Origin of the sequence: Streptomyces sp. NPDC048696 (genome assembly GCF_043198895.1) — a bacterium.
Taxonomy (GTDB): Bacteria; Actinomycetota; Actinomycetes; order Streptomycetales; family Streptomycetaceae; genus Streptomyces.
Window position 1 is genome coordinate 147,087 of the sequence record NZ_JBICVJ010000009.1, and the last position, 17,156, is coordinate 164,242.

The following is a 17,156-nucleotide window of genomic DNA, read 5'->3' on the forward strand; positions in this document are numbered from 1 at the left end:
CCTGCGTCAGCCCACCGAGCTGTACGCCACCACTCCCCTGAGCAGCGCGTCGACCGCCCGGCGGGCGTTCTTGGCGACCGTGCTGCCCGCCGAGGTGCCCGGGGCCGCCGCCGCGATCTGGCCCAGTACGTCGATGACCTGCTTGCACCAGCGCACGAAGTCGCCCGCGGGCATCTCCGCCTCGCGCAGCACCTCGTCCAGGCCCTGGCCCGAGGCCCACTGGAAGGCCGCCCAGGCGAAGCCGAGGTCGGGCTCGCGCTGGCCGACACCCTCCGCCTGGTTGATCTTGTGGTCCTCCTCCAGCGCGTCGAGGCGGCCCCAGATGCGGACCATCTCGCCCAGCGCCGCCTTGGCCGCGCCCGAGGGCAGCTTGGGCGCCACCGCGTCATCGGCCTGGCGGGCCTCGAACACCAACGCCGAGACGCACGCGGCCAGTTCGGCCGGGCTCAGGCCCTCCCAGACGCCCGCGCGCAGGCATTCGCTGGCCAGCAGGTCCAGTTCGCCGTAGAGCCGGGCGAGGCGGCGGCCGTGCTCGGTGACCTCGTCGTCGCGCAGATAGTCCAGCTCGGTCAGCAGCGCCACGATCCGGTCGAAGGTGCGGGCGATGGTGTTCGTCCGCCCCTCGATGCGCCGCTCCAGCTGCTGGGTGTCGCGCTTGAGCCGGTAGTAGCGCTCGGCCCAGCGCGCGTGGTCCTCGCGCTCGTCGCAGCCGTGGCACGGGTGTGCGCGCAGCTCGGCGCGCAGCCGTGCGATCTCGCGGTCGTCGGCGGCCTCGGCGCGGCCCCGGCGATGGCGCTCGGGCACGATGTGGCCCGCCTTGGTGCGCAGCGCGGAGGCGAGGTCGCGACGGGACTGCGGGGAGCGCGCGTTGAACGACTTCGGGATGCGCATCCGCTCGACCGCCTCGACCGGCACCGGGAAGTCGATCGCGGCGAGCCGCTTGACCTGCCGCTCGGAGGTCAGCACCAGCGGGCGCGGCCCGTCGTGCTGGTCGAAGCCGCGGTGGCCGTTGGAGCGCCCGGCCGGGATGCCCGGGTCGAGCACCAGGGCGAGCCCGGCGAACTTGCCGGTCGGCACATGGATCACGTCGCCGGGCTTCAGCTTCTCCAGGGAGGCGGCCGCGGCGGCCCGGCGCTGGCTGGCGCCCTGCTTGGCGAGCTCCGTCTCGCGGTCCTTGAGGTCGCGGCGCAGCCGCGCGTACTCCTCGAAGTTCCCCAAGTGGCAGCTCATGCCCTCCTGGTAGCCCTCCAGGCCCTCCTCGTTGCGCTGCACCTGGCGGGAGATGCCGACGACGGACTTGTCCGCCTGGAACTGCGCGAAGGAGGTCTCCAGGAGCTCGCGCGAGCGATGCCGGCCGAACTGCTCGACCAGGTTCACCGCCATGTTGTACGACGGCTTGAAGCTGGAGCGCAGCGGATACGTCCGGGTGCCGGCCAGGCCCGCGAGCGCGCCCGGGTCCATGCCGCGCTGCCACAGCACCACGGCGTGGCCCTCGACGTCGATGCCGCGCCGCCCGGCGCGGCCGGTGAGCTGGGTGTACTCGCCGGGGGTGATGTCGGCGTGCTGTTCGCCGTTCCACTTGACGAGCTTTTCCAGGATCACGGTCCTGGCGGGCATGTTGATGCCCAGCGCCAGCGTCTCGGTGGCGAAGACGGCCTTGACCAGACCGCGGACGAACAGCTCCTCCACGACCTCCTTGAAGGTCGGCAGCATGCCCGCGTGGTGGGCCGCGATGCCGCGCTCCAGGCCCTCCAGCCACTCGTAGTACCCGAGGACGTTCAGGTCCTCGCCCGGGATGGAGGCGGTGCGCTCCTCGACGAGCTCGCGCACCTTGTGGCGCGCCTCCTCGTCGTTGAGCCGCAGCCCCGCGTACATGCACTGCTGGACGGCGGCCTCGCACCCCGCCCGGCTGAAGATGAAGGTGATCGCGGGCAACAGGCCCTCGGCGTCCAGCCGTTCGATGACCTCGGGGCGGCCCGGCGTCCAGATCCGGGAGCGCTGGCGCCGCTCGCGCTCGCGGTCGGCCTCGCGGACCATCTTGCCGCGCCTGCGGTCGCGCGGGTTGTACGTCTTCTGGTTCTCCATCCGGGCCATGCGCAGCAGGTCCGGGTTGACCTCGCGCCGGGCGCCGCCGCGGCCGCCGTGGTCGGTGGACTCCTCGAAGAGGTCGTACATCCGGCGCCCGGCCAGCACGTGCTGCCACAGCGGAACGGGGCGCTCCTCGGCGACGATCACTTCGGTGTCGCCCCGGACGGTGTCCAGCCAGTCGCCGAACTCCTCGGCGTTGGAGACGGTCGCCGACAGCGAGACCAGGGTCACCGACTCGGGCAGGTGGATGATCACCTCTTCCCAGACGGCGCCCCGGAAGCGGTCGGAGAGGTAGTGCACCTCGTCCATGACCACATAGCCGAGGCCGAGCAGCGACTGGGAGCCCGCGTAGAGCATGTTGCGCAGGACTTCGGTGGTCATCACGACCACCGGCGCTTCCGAGTTGACGCTGTTGTCGCCGGTGAGCAGGCCGACCTTGTCCGCGCCGTAGCGCTTGACCAGGTCCGCGTACTTCTGGTTGGAGAGCGCCTTGATGGGCGTGGTGTAGAAGCACTTGCGGCCCTGCTGGAGGGCCAGGTGCACGGCGAACTCGCCGACGATGGTCTTGCCGGAGCCGGTCGGGGCGGCTACGAGCACACCCTTTCCTGTTTCGAGTGCCCGGCAGGCCTCGATCTGGAAGGGGTCCAGATCGAAGTCGTACAGGTCGCGGAAGGGTGCGAGCGCGGTGGCCTGCTCGGCGGCGCGGAGCCGGGCAGCTGCGTACGCTTCGGCTGGTGAGAGGTCCTCTGTCATCTTGTCTTCGAGCCTACCCGCCCCCTCTGACAGAGGTCTCGATCTTTATCCGGGACCCGTCCCGGCCTGCGGCTGCGTTAGGGGAGCCAGTACCCGCACCGCACCGCGCACACACTCGGCGGCCAGCGGCAGCGGCCCCAGCGGCTCCCCGTCCGCGTATCCGGTGACCCGCGGGGCGTCCAGCGTGATCGCGGCGGCACGGTAGGTGGTGACCTTGGGGTGGCTCAGGTGCGTGCCCTTGTAGACCTTGGGGAAGACCTTGACCAGGGTGGCGCGCGAGCAGTCCCCGACGACGGTGATGTCGAAGAGCCCGTCGTCCATGACCGCGTCCGCGCAGATGCGCATGCCGCCGCCGTACGACGATCCGTTGCCGACCGCGACGAGGGTCGCCTCGATCTCGCGGACCTCGCCGCCGTCGAGCGTGACGCGGTACGGGATGGGGCGGAAGGCCGCGAGTTCGGCGACCATCGCCAGGTCGTACTTGAAGCGGCCGGTGGGCCAGCGCATCCGGTTGCCCCGGTCGTTGACCCGGGAGTCGAAGCCGGAGGCGAGGACGGTCCCGAACCAGGAGTCCCCGGCCCGCCCGAGGTCGATGTCACGGATCTCGGCGCCCTTGAGCGCTTCGGCGGCGAGCCGGCCCGCCGCCGCCGGGTCGCGCACGGGCAGCCCGAGCGCGCGGGCGAAGTCGTTGCCGGTGCCCACGGCGACCACGCCGAGCGGGGTGCGGGTGCCCGCGACGGCTTGCAGGGCGAGGTTGACCATGCCGTCGCCACCGACGGCTATGAGGGCTCCGGTGCCGCCCGCGACGGCCTCGCGGGCCCGGCGCAGCGCGTCGTGCGCGTCCTCGCCGAGCACCGTGCGCACGGAGAATCCCGCGGCCCGCAACGCGGAAGCGGCCGGCTGCGCGGCGTGCGCGCCCCGGCCGCGTCCCGCGGTGGGATTGACGAACAGAGTGATCTCGCTGGTCACTGAGGGTCCCCCCGGACAGAGTCGGACGGAAGGACCCTACAAGACGCCGTCCTGGGCAAGATCAGGTGATGTCGTCGTACCCGTTGACCCTGTTGTTGGAGCGGCCGCCGTCGGCCTGCTCGGGCAGCGCCGGGGTGGTCACCGGCTCGATCTCGCCGACGTCCTCGGGCGTGAGGTCCAGCTCGGAGGCCTCGTCGTCGGCGGGACCCGAGTCCCGGCGCTCCTGGCGTCGCTTGTCGTTGAGGATCGCGATGCCGACGGCCACGAAGTAGAGCAGCACGATCGGGGCCGCGAGCGACAGCATCGACACCGGGTCGACGGTCGGGGTCGCGAACGCCGCGAAGATCGTGACGCCCATGATCATGCCGCGCCACCAGCCCAGCATCCGGCGGCCGCTGAGCACTCCGCCGAAGTTGAGCATGATCAGGAAGAGCGGCAGCTCGAAGGAGAGGCCGAAGACGACGATCATCCGCAGGACGAGGTCGATGAGCTCGTTCAGCGGGAGCAGGTTCAGCGCGCCGTCGGGGGTGAACTCCAGGAGGACCTTCGCCGCGGCGGGCAGTACGTGGTACGAGAACCAGCCACCGGCGACGAAGAGCGGGAAGCCCGCCGCGACGAAGCCGAGCGAGTACTTCTTCTCGTTCCGGTGCAGGCCCGGGGCGACGAACGCCCAGAGCTGGTAGAGCCAGATCGGGCTGGCCGCGACGACACCCGCCACCAGCGACGTCTTGATCATCAGGGTGAACGGCGACATGAGGCCGGACATCGTGACGTTGCCGCAGTGGTCCTTGCTGTCCTTCTTCGCCAGCGCGTCGAAGGCTTCCTTGCAGCCGACCGACTCCCTGACCGGCTTGATGATCAGGTCGACGATGTCCTTGTAGTAGAACGCCGCCACCACGGCGCAGACAAGGATCGCGAGGACCGCCTTCGCGAGCCGGTTGCGCAGCTCACGGAGGTGGTCCGAGAGGGGCATCCGCCCCTCCGGGTCCCTCTGCTGTTTGCGGGCAGACTTCAGCAACCCACGTCCTCATCTCGTGCGGCAGGTCGTCCCTCGGTGAAGAGCGCCTGCTTGGGCCCAGGTGTCAGCGGGTGGAGTCGGTCGGCTCGGTGACGGGACGCGAGCTGCTGACGTCGCCGGGGGCCGACTGGATGGTGCGCTGGACCGGCTGCTCGCCCGGGTGCGGCGGGTCGGCGGGGGCGGTCTGCTGGCCTTCCGCCTTCATCGCCTTGGCCTCGCTCTTGAGGATGCGGGCGGACTTGCCGAGCGACCGAGCCATGTCCGGAAGCTTCTTCGCGCCGAACAGCAGGACGACGACCACGAGGATGAGAATGATCTCGGGGGCTCCGAGCCTTCCGAACATAACCTTTTACCTTCTCACCGAGGCGACATGGGGTGGGGCTGCGTGTGACGGCCGGACTGGTGTCCGACCGGTTGCGTGCAGCGATCGTAACGCGCAGGGGTTAACGCTGGGCAATCCCCGTGCGTACTCCCGTACACGGCCCACTGCCTCGCTCCGTGGCCCGCGCATTGAAGCGTACCCAACCGCACGGACAGACAGGAGTACGCGCCGTCAGCGCAAGGTCTCTCCGGTCGCCGAGAGTTCAACTGCGGCGCGTTCCAGGTCCTCGGCGGCGCTGTTGATCTTCCGTGTGGTGTCGGCCACTTGGCGGCCGAGCCGCTGCGCCTCGACGAAGACTTTGATCGCGAGGACGCCCAGCACGGCGATCCCGGCGAACCCGAGGGCGATGGCGGTCATCGGCCAGAACATGAACACAGACCCTAGACGGTGGAGTGGAGGCGGAGGGTGCGCACCCCGCCGCCGGTGAGGAGTTCGACGATGCGCTCACCGGCCGGTTTGCGCACCGCCGAGCCGCACTCGGGGCAGGTGAAGGAGTAGAAGGTGGTGCGGCGGCTGGCGCCGATCGCGAGGCGCAGGGCGCCCGCGGCCAGCTCGAAGCGGGCGCGGCAGTTCGGACAGGCGGCCTTGAAGAGCACCGACTGGACCGCCGACACCTGACGGGAAATACCGGGCATTACCGACATAATCGCTCCTCTCCTCAGCTCAGTCCGTCGTGCGCGCTCGGTCCTTCGTACGCCGCGAGCGCCGCCCGGGCCGCGCTTCGCGCACTGTGCGCCAGCTCGTCCGGCGCCACGATCCGGCCGTCCGGGCCGAGCCGCAGCGCGAGCCGGCGCAGCGACGCCGGGTCCGGGGTGCGCAGCGTGATCCGCAGCCCCCCGTCGCCCAGCTCCTCGGCGCTGTCGTGCGGGTAGTACTCGGCGACCCAGCGCCCGCCGGGACCCACCTCGACGATCACCTCGGGGTCCTCGGCCGACGGCTGCACCAGCCCCTCCGAGAGATCCCGCAGCTCCAGCTCCGGCGGCGCGGCCGGCTCGTCGAGCAGTCGGATTTCGGCCACCCGGTCCAGGCGGAAGGTGCGCCGCGCCTCCGAGGTCCGGCACCACGCCTCCATATAGGTGTGGCCGACGGCGAAGAGCCGGATCGGGTCCACCTCGCGCTCGGTGAGCTCGTCGCGCGCGGGCGAGTAGTAGCGCAGCCACAGCCGGCGCCGCTCCGAGATCGCCCGGTCGACGTCCGCGAAGACCCCGCCCTCCGACTCGAAGGTCACCGAGAGCCGGGAGCTCGCGCCCGCCGCCTCCCCGGCCGCCGCCTCCAGCTTGGCGGTGGCGCGCAGCAGCGCCTGCCGGTCGCCCTCGCGCAGCCCCGGCAGCGTCGCGACCGCGCGGGCGGCGACCAGGAGCGCGGTCGCCTCGTCGGCGGCGATCCGCAGCGGCTCGGCCGCCTCCGCGCCCAGAGCGCCGGGATTGCGCCACCAGATGCGGTCGCCGTCGGTGTCGATGTCGAGCAGGTCCCCGCCGCGGAAACTGGTGCCGCACATGGGCAGGACGTCGAGGTCCGAGATCAGCTCGTCCTCGGTGATCCCGAAGGCGCGGGCGACGTCGGCGACGTGCGCCCCGGGCCGCTCGCGCAGATAGGTGACGAGCGACAGCATGCGGCGCGTCTGGTCGATGGCATTGGCAGCCATGTCCGGATCCCCCTCAGCCCTTGGCCACGGCGCGCAGCCGCTCGACCACGTCGGCCCGCAGATCTGCGGGCTCCAGCACGACCACATCGGGGCCGAACTCCACGAGCCAGGCGTCGAGCCCGTGCCCGTACGGAATCTCCAACTCGTCCCAGCCGTCGCCGAGTTCCCGCGTGGCGGTGGCCCGCGAGCGCAGCGGGTAGCCGGCCCCGGCGCGCAGCCTGATCCGCGCCGAGCGGGTGGCGGTCTCCCCCGCCCAGCTCTCCACGGTCTCGCGCACGGTCACCACGTCCGGCACCGGCGCGGTGAAGGCCCCGGCCCGCGAGCGCACCTTGCCGGTGATCCGCGAGAGCCGGAAGACCCGCTCGGCGCCCCGGTCGCGGTCCCAGCCCGCCAGATACCAGTGGCCCCGCCAGCACTCCAGGGTCCACGGCTCGACATGGCGCGCCTCGGGGCGTACGGCGGTGGCCTTGCGGTAGTCGAAGATGACCGGGCGGCGGTCGCGGCAGGCCAGCATCAATGGCTCGAAAGCGGCCTCGTGGACCGGGATGCGTGGCTCGATCGCGCTGTGCTCATACGGATTGTCGGCCTCCGGCATCCCGGCGGCGCGCAGCTTCTGCAGGGCGCCGCTGGCCGCGCCCGCGAGCCGGGCCTGCTGCCAGACCCGGGCGGCGAGACCCAGGGCCGCGGCCTCCTCGGCGTCGAGCTGGACGGGCGGCAGCCGGTTGGAGTCGCGGCGGGCCAGATAGCCGGTCTCGCCGTCCAGGTTCTCCACGGTCTCGATGACCAGGCCGAGTTCGCGCAGATCGTCCTTGTCGCGCTCGAACATCCGGTTGAAGGAGTCGTCGGACCCGGCTTCCAGATAGGCCTCGATGGAACCGCGCAGTTCGCGCTTGCTGAGCGGACGGCGCGTCCCCAGCAGACACAGCGCCAGGTTCATCAGCCGCTCGGCCTTGGCAATCGCCATCGACGCCCTTCGCCTCTTCTCGTCTCCGCGGAGCGGCACCGCTGCTCCCGACCGTTGACCGTACCGCCCCGGGGTGTCGTGGCAAAAGCCGAGGGCCCATGCCAGGCGGCATGGGCCCTCGGTGTGATCGGGTGTGATCAGACAGCGACCAGGTCGCAGACGAAGATAAGCGTCTCGCCCGGCGCGATCGCGCTGCCGGCGCCACGGTCCCCGTACGCCAGGTGGGCGGGAATCGTCAGGCGGCGGCGACCGCCGACCTTCATGCCCTGGATGCCCTTGTCCCAGCCCTGGATGACCTGGCCGGCACCGAGCTGGAACTGCAGCGGGGTGCCGCGGTTCCAGGAGGCGTCGAACTCCTCGCCGGTGGAGAAGGCCACACCCACGTAGTGGACCTTCACATAGTCCCCGGCCTTGGCCTCGGCGCCGTCACCCTCCCAGATCTCCTTGATCTCCAGGTCCGCCGGCGGCTCGCCCTCGGGGAAATCGATCTCGGGCTTGTCGATGCTCACTGAACTGCTCCTCTTGACTACGTACAGGGCAACCGGGACAGTCTTGCATCTTCACTGTCAGGTCGTGGCCAGGGCCTCGATCAGGTCTTCGCCAGGATGTCGATCGAGAAGACCATGGTCGAGTTGGCCGGGATGCCCGACTGCTCCTTGTCGCCCAGGCCCTGGTCCGGCGGGATCACCAGCATGATCCGGCTGCCGACCTTCTTGCCGACCAGACCGGCCTTGAGGCCCTTGAGGGTGAGGTTCGGCAGCGCGAAGGTCTGGGTCTTGCCCTGGTCGTAGGTGCTGTCGAACTTCTTGCTGTCCTTCCACAGGAAGCCCTCGTACGCGAGCACCAGGCTGTCCGTGTCCTTCACCACGTCCCCGTCGCCCTCAAGGACGTAGTTGGAGACGAGCTTCTTCGACGGGTCGCCCTTGGGGATGGTCAGCGAGGGCGCCTTGCCGTCGGTGTTGGTGCCCACCTTCGGCAGGCTCGTGTCGTCCTGCGCGACCTCCTTGCCCTTGGCGGCGGTGGGGATCGTGGTCGACTTCACGATGTCGACGACGAAGACCAGCGTCGCGTTGGGCTTGATGTCTCCCTGTCCCTGCGCGCCGTAGCCGAGCTCCGGCGGAATGCCGAGCTCCACACGGCTGCCGACCTTCTGGCCCTCCAGGCCCTGGTCCCAGCCCTTGATGACCTGGCCGGCTCCGAGGGTGAGGGTGAACGGCTCCTTCCGGTCGAAGCTGTTGTCGAACGGCTTGTCCGAATCCCAGGCCTGGCCCAGGTAATTCACGGAGACGGCGTCGTTCTTCTTGAGCGGCGCGCCCTTGCCCTCGCTGATGACATTCACCTTGAGGGACTTGGGCGGGGTGCCCTCGCCCTTGGAGAGGGTCGGCTTCTCCCCGAACTTGGCGCCCGCGGTGATGGCGGGCAGCCCGTCCTTCATCGAAGCGGAGTCGGAGGTGGAGTCGGAGCCCTTGTTGTCGCTTCCACACGCGGCTGTCGCAAGCAACAGCAGGGGGACGGCGAGCAGGCCGGCAAGTCGGCGCACGTGTTCCTCAGATCTCAGACGGCACGGTAGTTTGCCCGCCACTCTAAAGCGTGCGACGGGCCCCGTACGAGGAACGTACGGGGCCCGTGTTCGCGTTGCCCGGTCGTCTCCGGTCACATACCGGCGATCAGCTTCTCCACCCGGTCGTCGACGGAACGGAACGGGTCCTTGCACAGGACAGTGCGCTGCGCCTGGTCGTTGAGCTTCAGATGCACCCAGTCGACCGTGAAGTCCCGGCGCTGTTCCTGCGCCCGGCGGATGAAGTCGCCGCGCAGCCGGGCCCGAGTCGTCTGCGGGGGCACCGACTTGCCCTCGAAGATCTTCAGGTCGTTGCAGATCCGGGCGGCCTGGCCCTTCCTCTCCAGGAGGTAGTACAGCCCGCGCCGGCGGTGGATGTCGTGGTACGCGAGGTCTATCTGGGCGACCCGCGGATGCGACATGGTCATGTTGTTCTTCGCCCGGTACCGCTCGATGAGCTTGTACTTCATCACCCAGTCGATCTCGGTGCCGATCCGGTCGAGGTCCTCGGCCTCGATCGCGTCGAGCGTGCGGCCCCACAGCTCCAGGACCTGCTCGACGGTGCCGGTGCGGATGCCGCGGCGCTCCACGAAGTCCACGGCCTTCTCGTAGTACTCGCGCTGCACCTCAAGGGCGGAGGCCTCGCGTCCGCTGGCCAGGCGCACCTTGCGCTGGCCGGTGATGTCGTGCGAGACCTCGCGAATGGCCCGGATCGGGTTCTCCAGGGTCAGATCGCGCATCACCGTGCCCGCCTCGATCATGCGGAGCACCAGATCGGTGGCGCCGACCTTGAGCAGCATGGTCGTCTCGGACATGTTGGAGTCGCCGACGATCACATGCAGGCGCCGGTAGCGCTCGGCGTCCGCGTGCGGCTCGTCCCGGGTGTTGATGATCGGGCGGGAGCGGGTCGTCGCGGAGCTGACGCCCTCCCAGATGTGCTCGGCGCGCTGGCTGACGCAGTAGACCGCGCCGCGCGGAGTCTGCAGGACTTTGCCCGCGCCGCACAGCAGCTGACGGGTGACCAGGAACGGGATGAGAATGTCCGCGAGCCGGGAGAACTCACCGTGACGTGCCACGAGATAGTTCTCATGGCAACCGTAGGAGTTTCCCGCCGAATCGGTGTTGTTCTTGAAGAGATAGACGTCGCCCGCGATTCCCTCCTCGTGCAGGCGGCGCTCGGCGTCGACGAGCAGGCCTTCGAGAATGCGCTCGCCCGCCTTGTCGTGGGTGACCAGTTCGGTCACGTTGTCGCACTCGGGTGTTGCGTATTCCGGATGCGAACCCACGTCGAGGTAGAGGCGGGCGCCGTTCCGCAGGAAGACGTTGCTGCTGCGGCCCCATGACACAACACGGCGGAAGAGGTAGCGCGCCACTTCGTCAGGAGACAGTCGGCGCTGTCCCCTGAACGTGCACGTGACGCCGTACTCGTTCTCCAGCCCGAAAATGCGGCGGTCCATGACTGAACATTACGCCCGATGCCCTCAGCTGAAACCGGGTTCGACAGCACGGGTTGGATCATTTTCGGCAACGCCCACGACGCTTTGTGTACGCCCGTCAGCTGCGAGGACCCGCTGGGTGGCGAGCAGCACCAGCAGCGCGGCCGCCCCGCCCGCGCCCGCGACGGCGAAGCTCGCGGCGGTGCCGCCGAGTTCGACGGCGGGCCCGGCCACCGCCGTGCCGAGCGCGGTGCCGACGCCGAAGGCGGTGACCAGCCAGGAGAACGCCTCGGTCACGGTGCCGCGCGGAGCGTGCCGGTCCACCACGATGAACGCGCAGGCGATGCACGGCGCGAGGAAGACACCGGAGAGCGTGGCGAGCGCCGCCATCGCCGGGACGCCCGGCACCAGCATCAGCGGCAGATAGCCCACGGCGAGCAGCGCCACGAGCGATTTCAGCCGTTTTTCGGGAGTTCCCGACCACTGGCGCGCCCCGTACACCAGACCGCCGAGCAGCGCGCCCAGACCGTTGGCCGCCATCAGCCAGCCGTAGATCGCGTCCCGGCCGTGGTCGTCGGCGTAGGCGGACGCGGCCACGATGATCGCGCCGAGCGCGAGGCCGACGAAGAAGAACGACCCGAGCAGCGCGAGCAGCCCCTTGGAGCGCAGCGCGCCCAGCCAGTGCGCCTCGCGCGGCGCCGAGCGCCAGGCGCGGGACGGCTCCGAGGCGACCACCGAGAGCGCGCCGAGCACGCCGAGCGCGTTGATCACCAGCAGGGCGGTCGCGGGCGACCACAGGGCGATGCCGAGGGTGACGAGCAGCGGGCCGACCGTGAACATCGCCTCCTGGGCTATCGCGTCCATCGCGTACGCGGTGTGGACCTGCTCCTCGCGGGTGAGGACGCTCGGCCACAGCGCCCGCAGGCCGCCCTCCAGGGGCGGGGTGCACAGGCCCGCGACGAGCACCGCGGCGTAGGCCGGCGCCACCGGCTCGATGCCGACGAGCGCGAGCCCGGCCATGCCGAGCGCGCTCGCCAGCGACGCCGGAAGCATCACCCTGGGCTGCCCGTACAGGTCGACGGCCCGCCCGAGCAGCGGCTGCCCGGCCGCCGTCGCGAGCCCGTACACCGCCGTCAGGGCGCCCGCGAGCGAGTAGCTGCCGCCCTGCGCGCGCACGAACAGGACGACCGCGATGGCCGCCGTGGCGTTGGGCAGCCGCCCCGTCAGCGTCCCCACGAGCAGCCGGGCGGCGTGCCGCGTCCGGAGGATCTCCAGATATCCCGCCGCCATGATCGCCCTTCGGTTGATTAGTTGTACGTATAACGTCCGAGGTCATACGTACCATGTCGACATCCCCGGGGTCCACCCCGGAACGTGCCGGGGGCCGGCCCGGAACAATCGGGTCCGGTCCGTCCGACCACCCCGCGACAGCCCCCGGAGGCACCCGTGAGAACCCAGCCGACCAGCCGGGACGTCGCCCGCGCGGCAGGGGTCTCGCAGGCCACCGTCTCCCTGGTCCTGGGCGACAAGTGGCGCGGCCGCGTCTCCGAACGCACCGCCGATCTGGTCCGCGAGGCCGCCCGCGAACTCGGCTACCGGCCCAATCTCGCCGCCCGCAGCCTGCGGCTGGGCCGCACCAGGACCGCGCTCCTGGTGGTGCCCGCCCTCACCAACGAGTTCTTCGCCCGCGTCTACTCCGGCGCCGCCCGCGTCGCCGCCGAACACGACTTCGGCGTCGTCCTCTACCCCTCGCCCGACGGAGTCGGCCGCGCCCGCGAACCCTTCGACTCCGCCCGGGCCGCCCTCGACGGCGTCATCGCCTCCTCCATGGCGGCCGACGCGCTCGCCGCCCTCCAGGGCACCGGACTGCCCCTGGTCATGCTCGACAGCGACCCGGCCGAACCCGGGCCCGCCGCCCGCGTCAACCTCGACATCGCCGACGGCATACGGCAGGTGACGGACCATCTGCTGGGCCTCGGCCACCGCCGCTTCGTCCACCTCGCCTCGGCCGTCGACTCCTGGACCTTCGCCGTACGCGCCCGGGCCCTCGCCGACGCCCTGCGCCACTCCCCCGACGCCGAGGTCCGCACGGTGCCCTCCGCGCTCGCCGTCGACGCCGCCCGCCGGGCCGCCGAAGGGGCCCTCACCGCGCCCGGCCCCCGCCCCACCGCGCTCATCTGCGACGACGACATCCTGGCCGCCGGAGCCTGCAAGGCCGCGCGTCGGCTCGGGCTGCGCATCCCCGACGACATCTCGGTGGCCGGTTTCGACGACCTCGCCCTCGCCACCGCGCTCGAACCCGAGCTCACCACCGTCCAGCTCCCCGCCGAACAGGTCGGGGAGCGGGGCATGGCCGCACTGCTGGCCGTCCTGGAGGGCCGTGAGCCGGAGCGGGGCGACCTGCCCGTCGCCCTCGTCGTACGCGGCTCCACGGCCCCGCCCGCACCCGCGCCCTGAACACGAAAGGCCCGTGCCCCCGCCGCGAACAAGCGGCGGGGGCACGGGCCCCTACGTCAACAGCGCGCCGGAGAGCGCCTGTTCGAGAACCGGACGGCTCGGCTACTCGTCGTTCTCCTCGTTGTCCGAGGGCACCTCGGTCGGCTCGGCGCTCGCCTCCTCGGTCTGCAGCAGCCGGGACAGCTGACGGCCCACGATCCGCTTGAACTTGCGCTGCTGCGGCCGCGTACGGTCGAGGACCGCGACCTCAAGGCGCTCCGCCGGGATCTCCCGCTCGGCGCCGTTGGTCTGGTTCGACAGCGCCTGCACGGCCAGCTTCAACGCCTCCGCCAACGACATCCCGTCGTGGTGACGCTGATCCAGGAACGTGCTGATCTGCTCGGCGTTGCCGCCCACCGCGACCGAGCCGTGCTCGTCCACGATGGAGCCGTCGTGCGGCAGCCGGTAGATCTGGTCCTCCTCCGGCGTGCCCCCGACCTCGGCGACGACCAGCTCCACCTCGTACGGCTTCTCACCGACGCTGGAGAAGATCGTGCCCAGCGTCTGGGCGTAGACGTTGGCCAGGCCACGGGCCGTCACATCGTCACGGTCGTAGGTGTATCCCCGCAGGTCCGCGTAGCGCACACCGCCGATCCGCAGGTTCTCGTACTCGTTGTACTTGCCGGCGGCCGCGAAGCCGATCCGGTCGTAGATCTCGCTGAACTTGTGCAGCGCGCGGGACGGGTTCTCACCGACGAAGACAATGCCGTCGGCGTACTGCAGCACGACCAGGCTGCGGCCGCGCGCGATGCCCTTGCGGGCGTACTCGGCACGGTCGGCCATGGCCTGCTGGGGTGAGACATAGAACGGCGTCGACACCGGCTATCCGTACCTTTCTGTCAGTGGCGGGGTCGTCATCTCGGGGCCTCGGTCTCCGGGGCCTCAGAGCAGCGCGGCGCGCGGGCCGTCGGGCTGCTCCAGACGACGCTCCAGGATCGAGCGGGCGATCTCGGAGGACTCCCCGTCGGTCAGCCTTCGGAAGCCCTCGTCGCTGATGACGGTGACGATCGGATAGATCCGGCGGGCGACATCGGGACCACCGGTCGCCGAGTCGTCGTCCGCCGCGTCATAGAGCGCCTGGACCACCAGGGTGGTGGTCTGCTGCTCGGTCAGGTCGTCGCGGTAGAGCTTCTTCATCGAGCCCCGGGCGAAGATCGACCCGGAGCCGGTGGCGGCGAAGCCGTGCTCCTCGGAACGGCCGCCGGTGACGTCGTACGAGAAGATCCGGCCCTTCTCGCGGTCCACGTCGTACCCCGCGAAGAGCGGGACCACGGCCAGGCCCTGCATGGCCATGCCGAGGTTGCTGCGGATCATGGTGGAGAGCCGGTTGGCCTTGCCCTCCAGGGAGAGGGTGGCGCCCTCGACCTTCTCGAAGTGCTCCAGCTCCAGCTGGAAGAGCTTGACCATCTCCACGGCGAGACCGGCGGTGCCGGCGATGCCGACCGCCGAGTACTCGTCGGCCGGGAAGACCTTCTCGATGTCGCGCTGGGCGATCATGTTGCCCATCGTCGCCCGGCGGTCACCGGCGAGCACGACGCCGCCGGGGAACGTGGCGGCGACGATGGTGGTGCCGTGCGGCGCCTCCACGTGCCCCTGCACCGGTGGCAGGGTCCGCTTGCCGGGCAGCATCTCCGGCGAGTGCTCGGACAGGAAGTCCATGAACGAGGACGAGCCCGGCGTCAGGAAGGCAGCTGGTAGACGCCCTGTGCCACGAGTGTTGGCTTCCACGAGTTTCCCTCCAGGTAGGCGGCAGCCCGACGAACTGTGTCGGGATCGTCTCCCAACTTGCCGATGGCCGAATTGCAGTTGAAGCACCGTACGCCAGGGACCTTACCCGTCCGGCGACGGTGATCCACATGAACGGCGAGGGCACGAAGGCAGGTTGGGCACACCCGGTGCCGCACCGCCGCGGGGAACCGTCGCTCCCTCACGCACACCCCCCGCCGTTCACATCCGTGGACTACTGTCCACCCTTCTGAACAAAGGACCTCACGAAGTCCTCGGCGTTCTCTTCGAGCACATCGTCGATCTCGTCCAGCACCGAGTCGACGTCGTCGGACAGCTTCTCGTGCCGTTCCTTGAGGTCTTCCGAAGCCTGTGCGTCCTGGGCCTGCTCCTCGACCTCCTCGGTCGAGCGCGTGGCCTTCTGCTGTCCGCCGCCGGTGTCCTTGGTCGCCATCTACCTCACCCCGCTCGGTTCGATGTCCTTGATCAGACCCTACAAGCAGGGTCTGACATCGGCCCCGCACTTGGTGGAACGTGCGGGGCCTACCTCTGTGTTTCCCACACCGCCGAGATTTCAGCCGCCGGTCAGCCGCCCGACAGCACCCGGACCAGATCCTCGGCCGTCCGGCACCGGTCGAGCAGCTCCTTCACGTGATTACGCGTTCCGCGAAGCGGTTCCAGGGTTGGGACGCGCTGGAGCGAGTCGCGGCCCGGCAGGTCGAAGATCACCGAGTCCCAGGAGGCGGCGGCCACGTCGTCCGCGTACTGCTCCAGGCAGCGGCCGCGGAAGTACGCCCTGGTGTCCTCCGGGGGCTTCGTACCGGCCTGGAGGACCGCCGGCTCGTCGAGCAGGCGCTTCATCTTGCCGCGCGCCGCCAGCCGGTTGTAGAGGCCCTTCTCGGCCCGTACGTCGGCGTACTGGAGGTCGACCAGGTGCAGGCGTGCCGCGTCCCAGCCGAGGCCGTCACGGCGCCGGTAGCCCTCCATCAGCTCCCGCTTGGCGATCCAGTCGAGCTCACCGGCCAGGCTCATCGGATCGGTCTCCAGGCGGCCGAGGACGTCCTCCCAGCGGACCAGGACGTCCTTGGTCTGGTCGTCGGCGTCGGCCCCGAACCGCTCCTCGACGTATTTGCGCGCGAGCTCGAAGTACTCCATCTGGAGTTGTACGGCGGTGAGGGTGCGGCCGCTGCGCAGGGTGACGAGGTGGCCGAGATCGGGGTCGTGGGAGACCTGGTGCAGCGTGCGTACGGGCTGGTCGACGGCGAGGTCGACGTTGATGAACCCGTCCTCGATCATGGACAGGACCAGCGCGGTCGTGCCCAGCTTGAGGTACGTGGAGATCTCCGAGAGGTTCGCGTCGCCGATGATCACGTGCAGACGGCGGTACTTCTCGGCGTCGGCGTGCGGCTCGTCGCGGGTGTTGATGATGGGCCGCTTCAGGGTGGTCTCCAGGCCCACCTCGACCTCGAAGTAGTCGGCGCGCTGGCTGATCTGGAAGCCGTGCTCGTGTCCGTCCTGCCCGATGCCGACGCGTCCGGCGCCGGTGATGACCTGGCGGGAGACGAAGAACGGGGTGAGGTGGCGCACGATGTCCGAGAACGGGGTCTCCCGCTTCATCAGGTAGTTCTCGTGCGTGCCGTAGGAGGCGCCCTTGTTGTCGGTGTTGTTCTTGTAGAGGTGGATCGGCTGGGCGCCGGGCAGTTGGGCGGCGCGTTCGGCCGCCTCGGCCATGATGCGCTCGCCCGCCTTGTCCCACAGCACCGCGTCGCGCGGGTTGGTGACCTCGGGCGAGCTGTACTCGGGGTGGGCGTGGTCGACGTAGAGCCGTGCCCCGTTGGTGAGGATGACGTTGGCGAGGCCGATGTCCTCGTCGGTGAGCTGGCTGGAGTCGGCGGCCTCGCGGGCGAGGTCGAAGCCGCGGGCGTCCCGCAGCGGGTTCTCCTCTTCGAAGTCCCAGCGGGCGCGGCGCGCCCGGTGCATCGCCGCCGCGTAGGCGTTGACGATCTGGGACGAGGTGAGCATGGCATTGGCATTGGGGTGGCCGGGGACGGAGATGCCGTACTCCGTCTCGATGCCCATTACTCGCCGTACGGTCATGCGGCCCTCCTTGCCCGGCGGCGCT

The 17,156-nt window shown here is 70.3% G+C and carries 18 protein-coding genes; 1 reads left to right on the forward strand and 17 read right to left on the reverse strand.

The annotated features are described in order from the left end of the window. Positions 1-6 precede the first annotated feature (6 nt). The 12 genes from ACGFRG_RS20645 to ACGFRG_RS20700 all read right to left on the reverse strand — a co-directional run bounded on the left by ACGFRG_RS20645 (position 7) and on the right by ACGFRG_RS20700 (position 12,103). Positions 7-2,841 (reverse strand): DEAD/DEAH box helicase, encoded by a 2,835-nt coding sequence (locus ACGFRG_RS20645; RefSeq protein WP_361421032.1) that lies wholly within the window; start codon positions 2,839-2,841, stop codon positions 7-9. A 45-nt stretch (positions 2,842-2,886) separates the two neighbouring features. After that, a complete protein-coding gene (locus ACGFRG_RS20650; protein ID WP_361421035.1) occupies positions 2,887-3,810 on the reverse strand; it encodes a diacylglycerol kinase in 924 nt (307 codons plus the stop codon). A 61-nt stretch (positions 3,811-3,871) separates the two neighbouring features. Continuing rightward, complete coding sequence (gene tatC, locus ACGFRG_RS20655) at positions 3,872-4,828, reverse strand: twin-arginine translocase subunit TatC (protein WP_361421038.1); 957 nt, start codon at positions 4,826-4,828, stop codon at positions 3,872-3,874. 64 nt (positions 4,829-4,892) lie between these two features. Next, entirely contained in the window at positions 4,893-5,171 is a 279-nt protein-coding gene (gene tatA, locus ACGFRG_RS20660) for a Sec-independent protein translocase subunit TatA (RefSeq protein WP_361421041.1), read from the reverse strand. A 210-nt stretch (positions 5,172-5,381) separates the two neighbouring features. Further along, positions 5,382-5,579 (reverse strand): hypothetical protein, encoded by a 198-nt coding sequence (locus tag ACGFRG_RS20665; RefSeq protein WP_361421044.1) that lies wholly within the window; start codon positions 5,577-5,579, stop codon positions 5,382-5,384. Between the two features lie 11 nt (positions 5,580-5,590). Beyond that, positions 5,591-5,854 carry a hypothetical protein gene (locus ACGFRG_RS20670; protein WP_393265800.1) on the reverse strand — a complete coding sequence of 88 codons (264 nt, stop codon included), beginning with the start codon at positions 5,852-5,854 and terminating at the stop codon, positions 5,591-5,593. A 14-nt stretch (positions 5,855-5,868) separates the two neighbouring features. Next, the gene (locus tag ACGFRG_RS20675) at positions 5,869-6,855 is read right to left on the reverse strand and encodes a WYL domain-containing protein (protein ID WP_361421050.1); all 987 of its coding nucleotides are present in this window, start codon (positions 6,853-6,855) and stop codon (positions 5,869-5,871) included. Between the two features lie 13 nt (positions 6,856-6,868). Next, positions 6,869-7,819: a WYL domain-containing protein gene (locus ACGFRG_RS20680; protein WP_361421053.1), complete on the reverse strand. Its 951-nt coding sequence runs from the start codon at positions 7,817-7,819 to the stop codon at positions 6,869-6,871. Between the two features lie 137 nt (positions 7,820-7,956). Further along, the gene (locus ACGFRG_RS20685) at positions 7,957-8,328 is read right to left on the reverse strand and encodes an FKBP-type peptidyl-prolyl cis-trans isomerase (protein WP_361421055.1); all 372 of its coding nucleotides are present in this window, start codon (positions 8,326-8,328) and stop codon (positions 7,957-7,959) included. A gap of 80 nt (positions 8,329-8,408) precedes the next feature. Further along, positions 8,409-9,359, reverse strand: a complete 951-nt coding sequence (locus ACGFRG_RS20690) for an FKBP-type peptidyl-prolyl cis-trans isomerase (protein ID WP_361421058.1) — start codon at positions 9,357-9,359, stop codon at positions 8,409-8,411. 113 nt (positions 9,360-9,472) lie between these two features. Beyond that, the gene (gene pafA / locus ACGFRG_RS20695; protein ID WP_361421061.1) at positions 9,473-10,834 is read right to left on the reverse strand and encodes a Pup--protein ligase; all 1,362 of its coding nucleotides are present in this window, start codon (positions 10,832-10,834) and stop codon (positions 9,473-9,475) included. Between the two features lie 24 nt (positions 10,835-10,858). Next, a complete protein-coding gene (locus tag ACGFRG_RS20700) occupies positions 10,859-12,103 on the reverse strand; it encodes an MFS transporter (protein WP_393265805.1) in 1,245 nt (414 codons plus the stop codon). A gap of 156 nt (positions 12,104-12,259) precedes the next feature. On the opposite strand from ACGFRG_RS20700, the gene ACGFRG_RS20705 reads away from it, so the two are divergent. Then, entirely contained in the window at positions 12,260-13,270 is a 1,011-nt protein-coding gene (locus ACGFRG_RS20705) for a LacI family DNA-binding transcriptional regulator (protein ID WP_393265807.1), read from the forward strand. A 102-nt stretch (positions 13,271-13,372) separates the two neighbouring features. Here the strand turns inward: ACGFRG_RS20705 and prcA are convergent, their stop codons facing one another. The 5 genes from prcA to dop all read right to left on the reverse strand — a co-directional run bounded on the left by prcA (position 13,373) and on the right by dop (position 17,131). After that, on the reverse strand, positions 13,373-14,128 hold the full coding sequence (prcA, locus tag ACGFRG_RS20710) for a proteasome subunit alpha (protein ID WP_361421070.1): 756 nt from the start codon (positions 14,126-14,128) through the stop codon (positions 13,373-13,375). Positions 14,129-14,191: 63 nt separating this feature from the next. Further along, positions 14,192-15,037 (reverse strand): proteasome subunit beta, encoded by an 846-nt coding sequence (gene prcB, locus ACGFRG_RS20715; protein WP_361421073.1) that lies wholly within the window; start codon positions 15,035-15,037, stop codon positions 14,192-14,194. Beyond that, positions 14,989-15,246: an endonuclease domain-containing protein gene (locus tag ACGFRG_RS20720; protein WP_393265811.1), complete on the reverse strand. Its 258-nt coding sequence runs from the start codon at positions 15,244-15,246 to the stop codon at positions 14,989-14,991. The genes prcB and ACGFRG_RS20720 overlap by 49 nt, the downstream gene beginning before the upstream one ends. A gap of 23 nt (positions 15,247-15,269) precedes the next feature. Further along, complete coding sequence (locus ACGFRG_RS20725) at positions 15,270-15,488, reverse strand: ubiquitin-like protein Pup (RefSeq protein ID WP_030608326.1); 219 nt, start codon at positions 15,486-15,488, stop codon at positions 15,270-15,272. Between the two features lie 131 nt (positions 15,489-15,619). Next, the gene (dop, locus tag ACGFRG_RS20730) at positions 15,620-17,131 is read right to left on the reverse strand and encodes a depupylase/deamidase Dop (protein ID WP_393265815.1); all 1,512 of its coding nucleotides are present in this window, start codon (positions 17,129-17,131) and stop codon (positions 15,620-15,622) included. Positions 17,132-17,156: the final 25 nt, after the last annotated feature.

Coding starts and splice junctions, on each gene's coding strand:
- ACGFRG_RS20675 (WP_361421050.1), bottom strand. CDS start 6,855: ATGGCTGCCAATGCCATCGACCAGACGCGCCGCATGCTGTCGCTCGTC.
- ACGFRG_RS20680 (WP_361421053.1), bottom strand. CDS start 7,819: ATGGCGATTGCCAAGGCCGAGCGGCTGATGAACCTGGCGCTGTGTCTG.
- ACGFRG_RS20725 (WP_030608326.1), bottom strand. CDS start 15,488: ATGGCGACCAAGGACACCGGCGGCGGACAGCAGAAGGCCACGCGCTCG.
- ACGFRG_RS20670 (WP_393265800.1), bottom strand. CDS start 5,854: ATGTCGGTAATGCCCGGTATTTCCCGTCAGGTGTCGGCGGTCCAGTCG.
- ACGFRG_RS20700 (WP_393265805.1), bottom strand. CDS start 12,103: ATGGCGGCGGGATATCTGGAGATCCTCCGGACGCGGCACGCCGCCCGG.
- dop (WP_393265815.1), bottom strand. CDS start 17,131: ATGACCGTACGGCGAGTAATGGGCATCGAGACGGAGTACGGCATCTCC.
- pafA (WP_361421061.1), bottom strand. CDS start 10,834: ATGGACCGCCGCATTTTCGGGCTGGAGAACGAGTACGGCGTCACGTGC.
- tatA (WP_361421041.1), bottom strand. CDS start 5,171: ATGTTCGGAAGGCTCGGAGCCCCCGAGATCATTCTCATCCTCGTGGTC.
- ACGFRG_RS20665 (WP_361421044.1), bottom strand. CDS start 5,579: ATGTTCTGGCCGATGACCGCCATCGCCCTCGGGTTCGCCGGGATCGCC.
- ACGFRG_RS20645 (WP_361421032.1), bottom strand. CDS start 2,841: ATGACAGAGGACCTCTCACCAGCCGAAGCGTACGCAGCTGCCCGGCTC.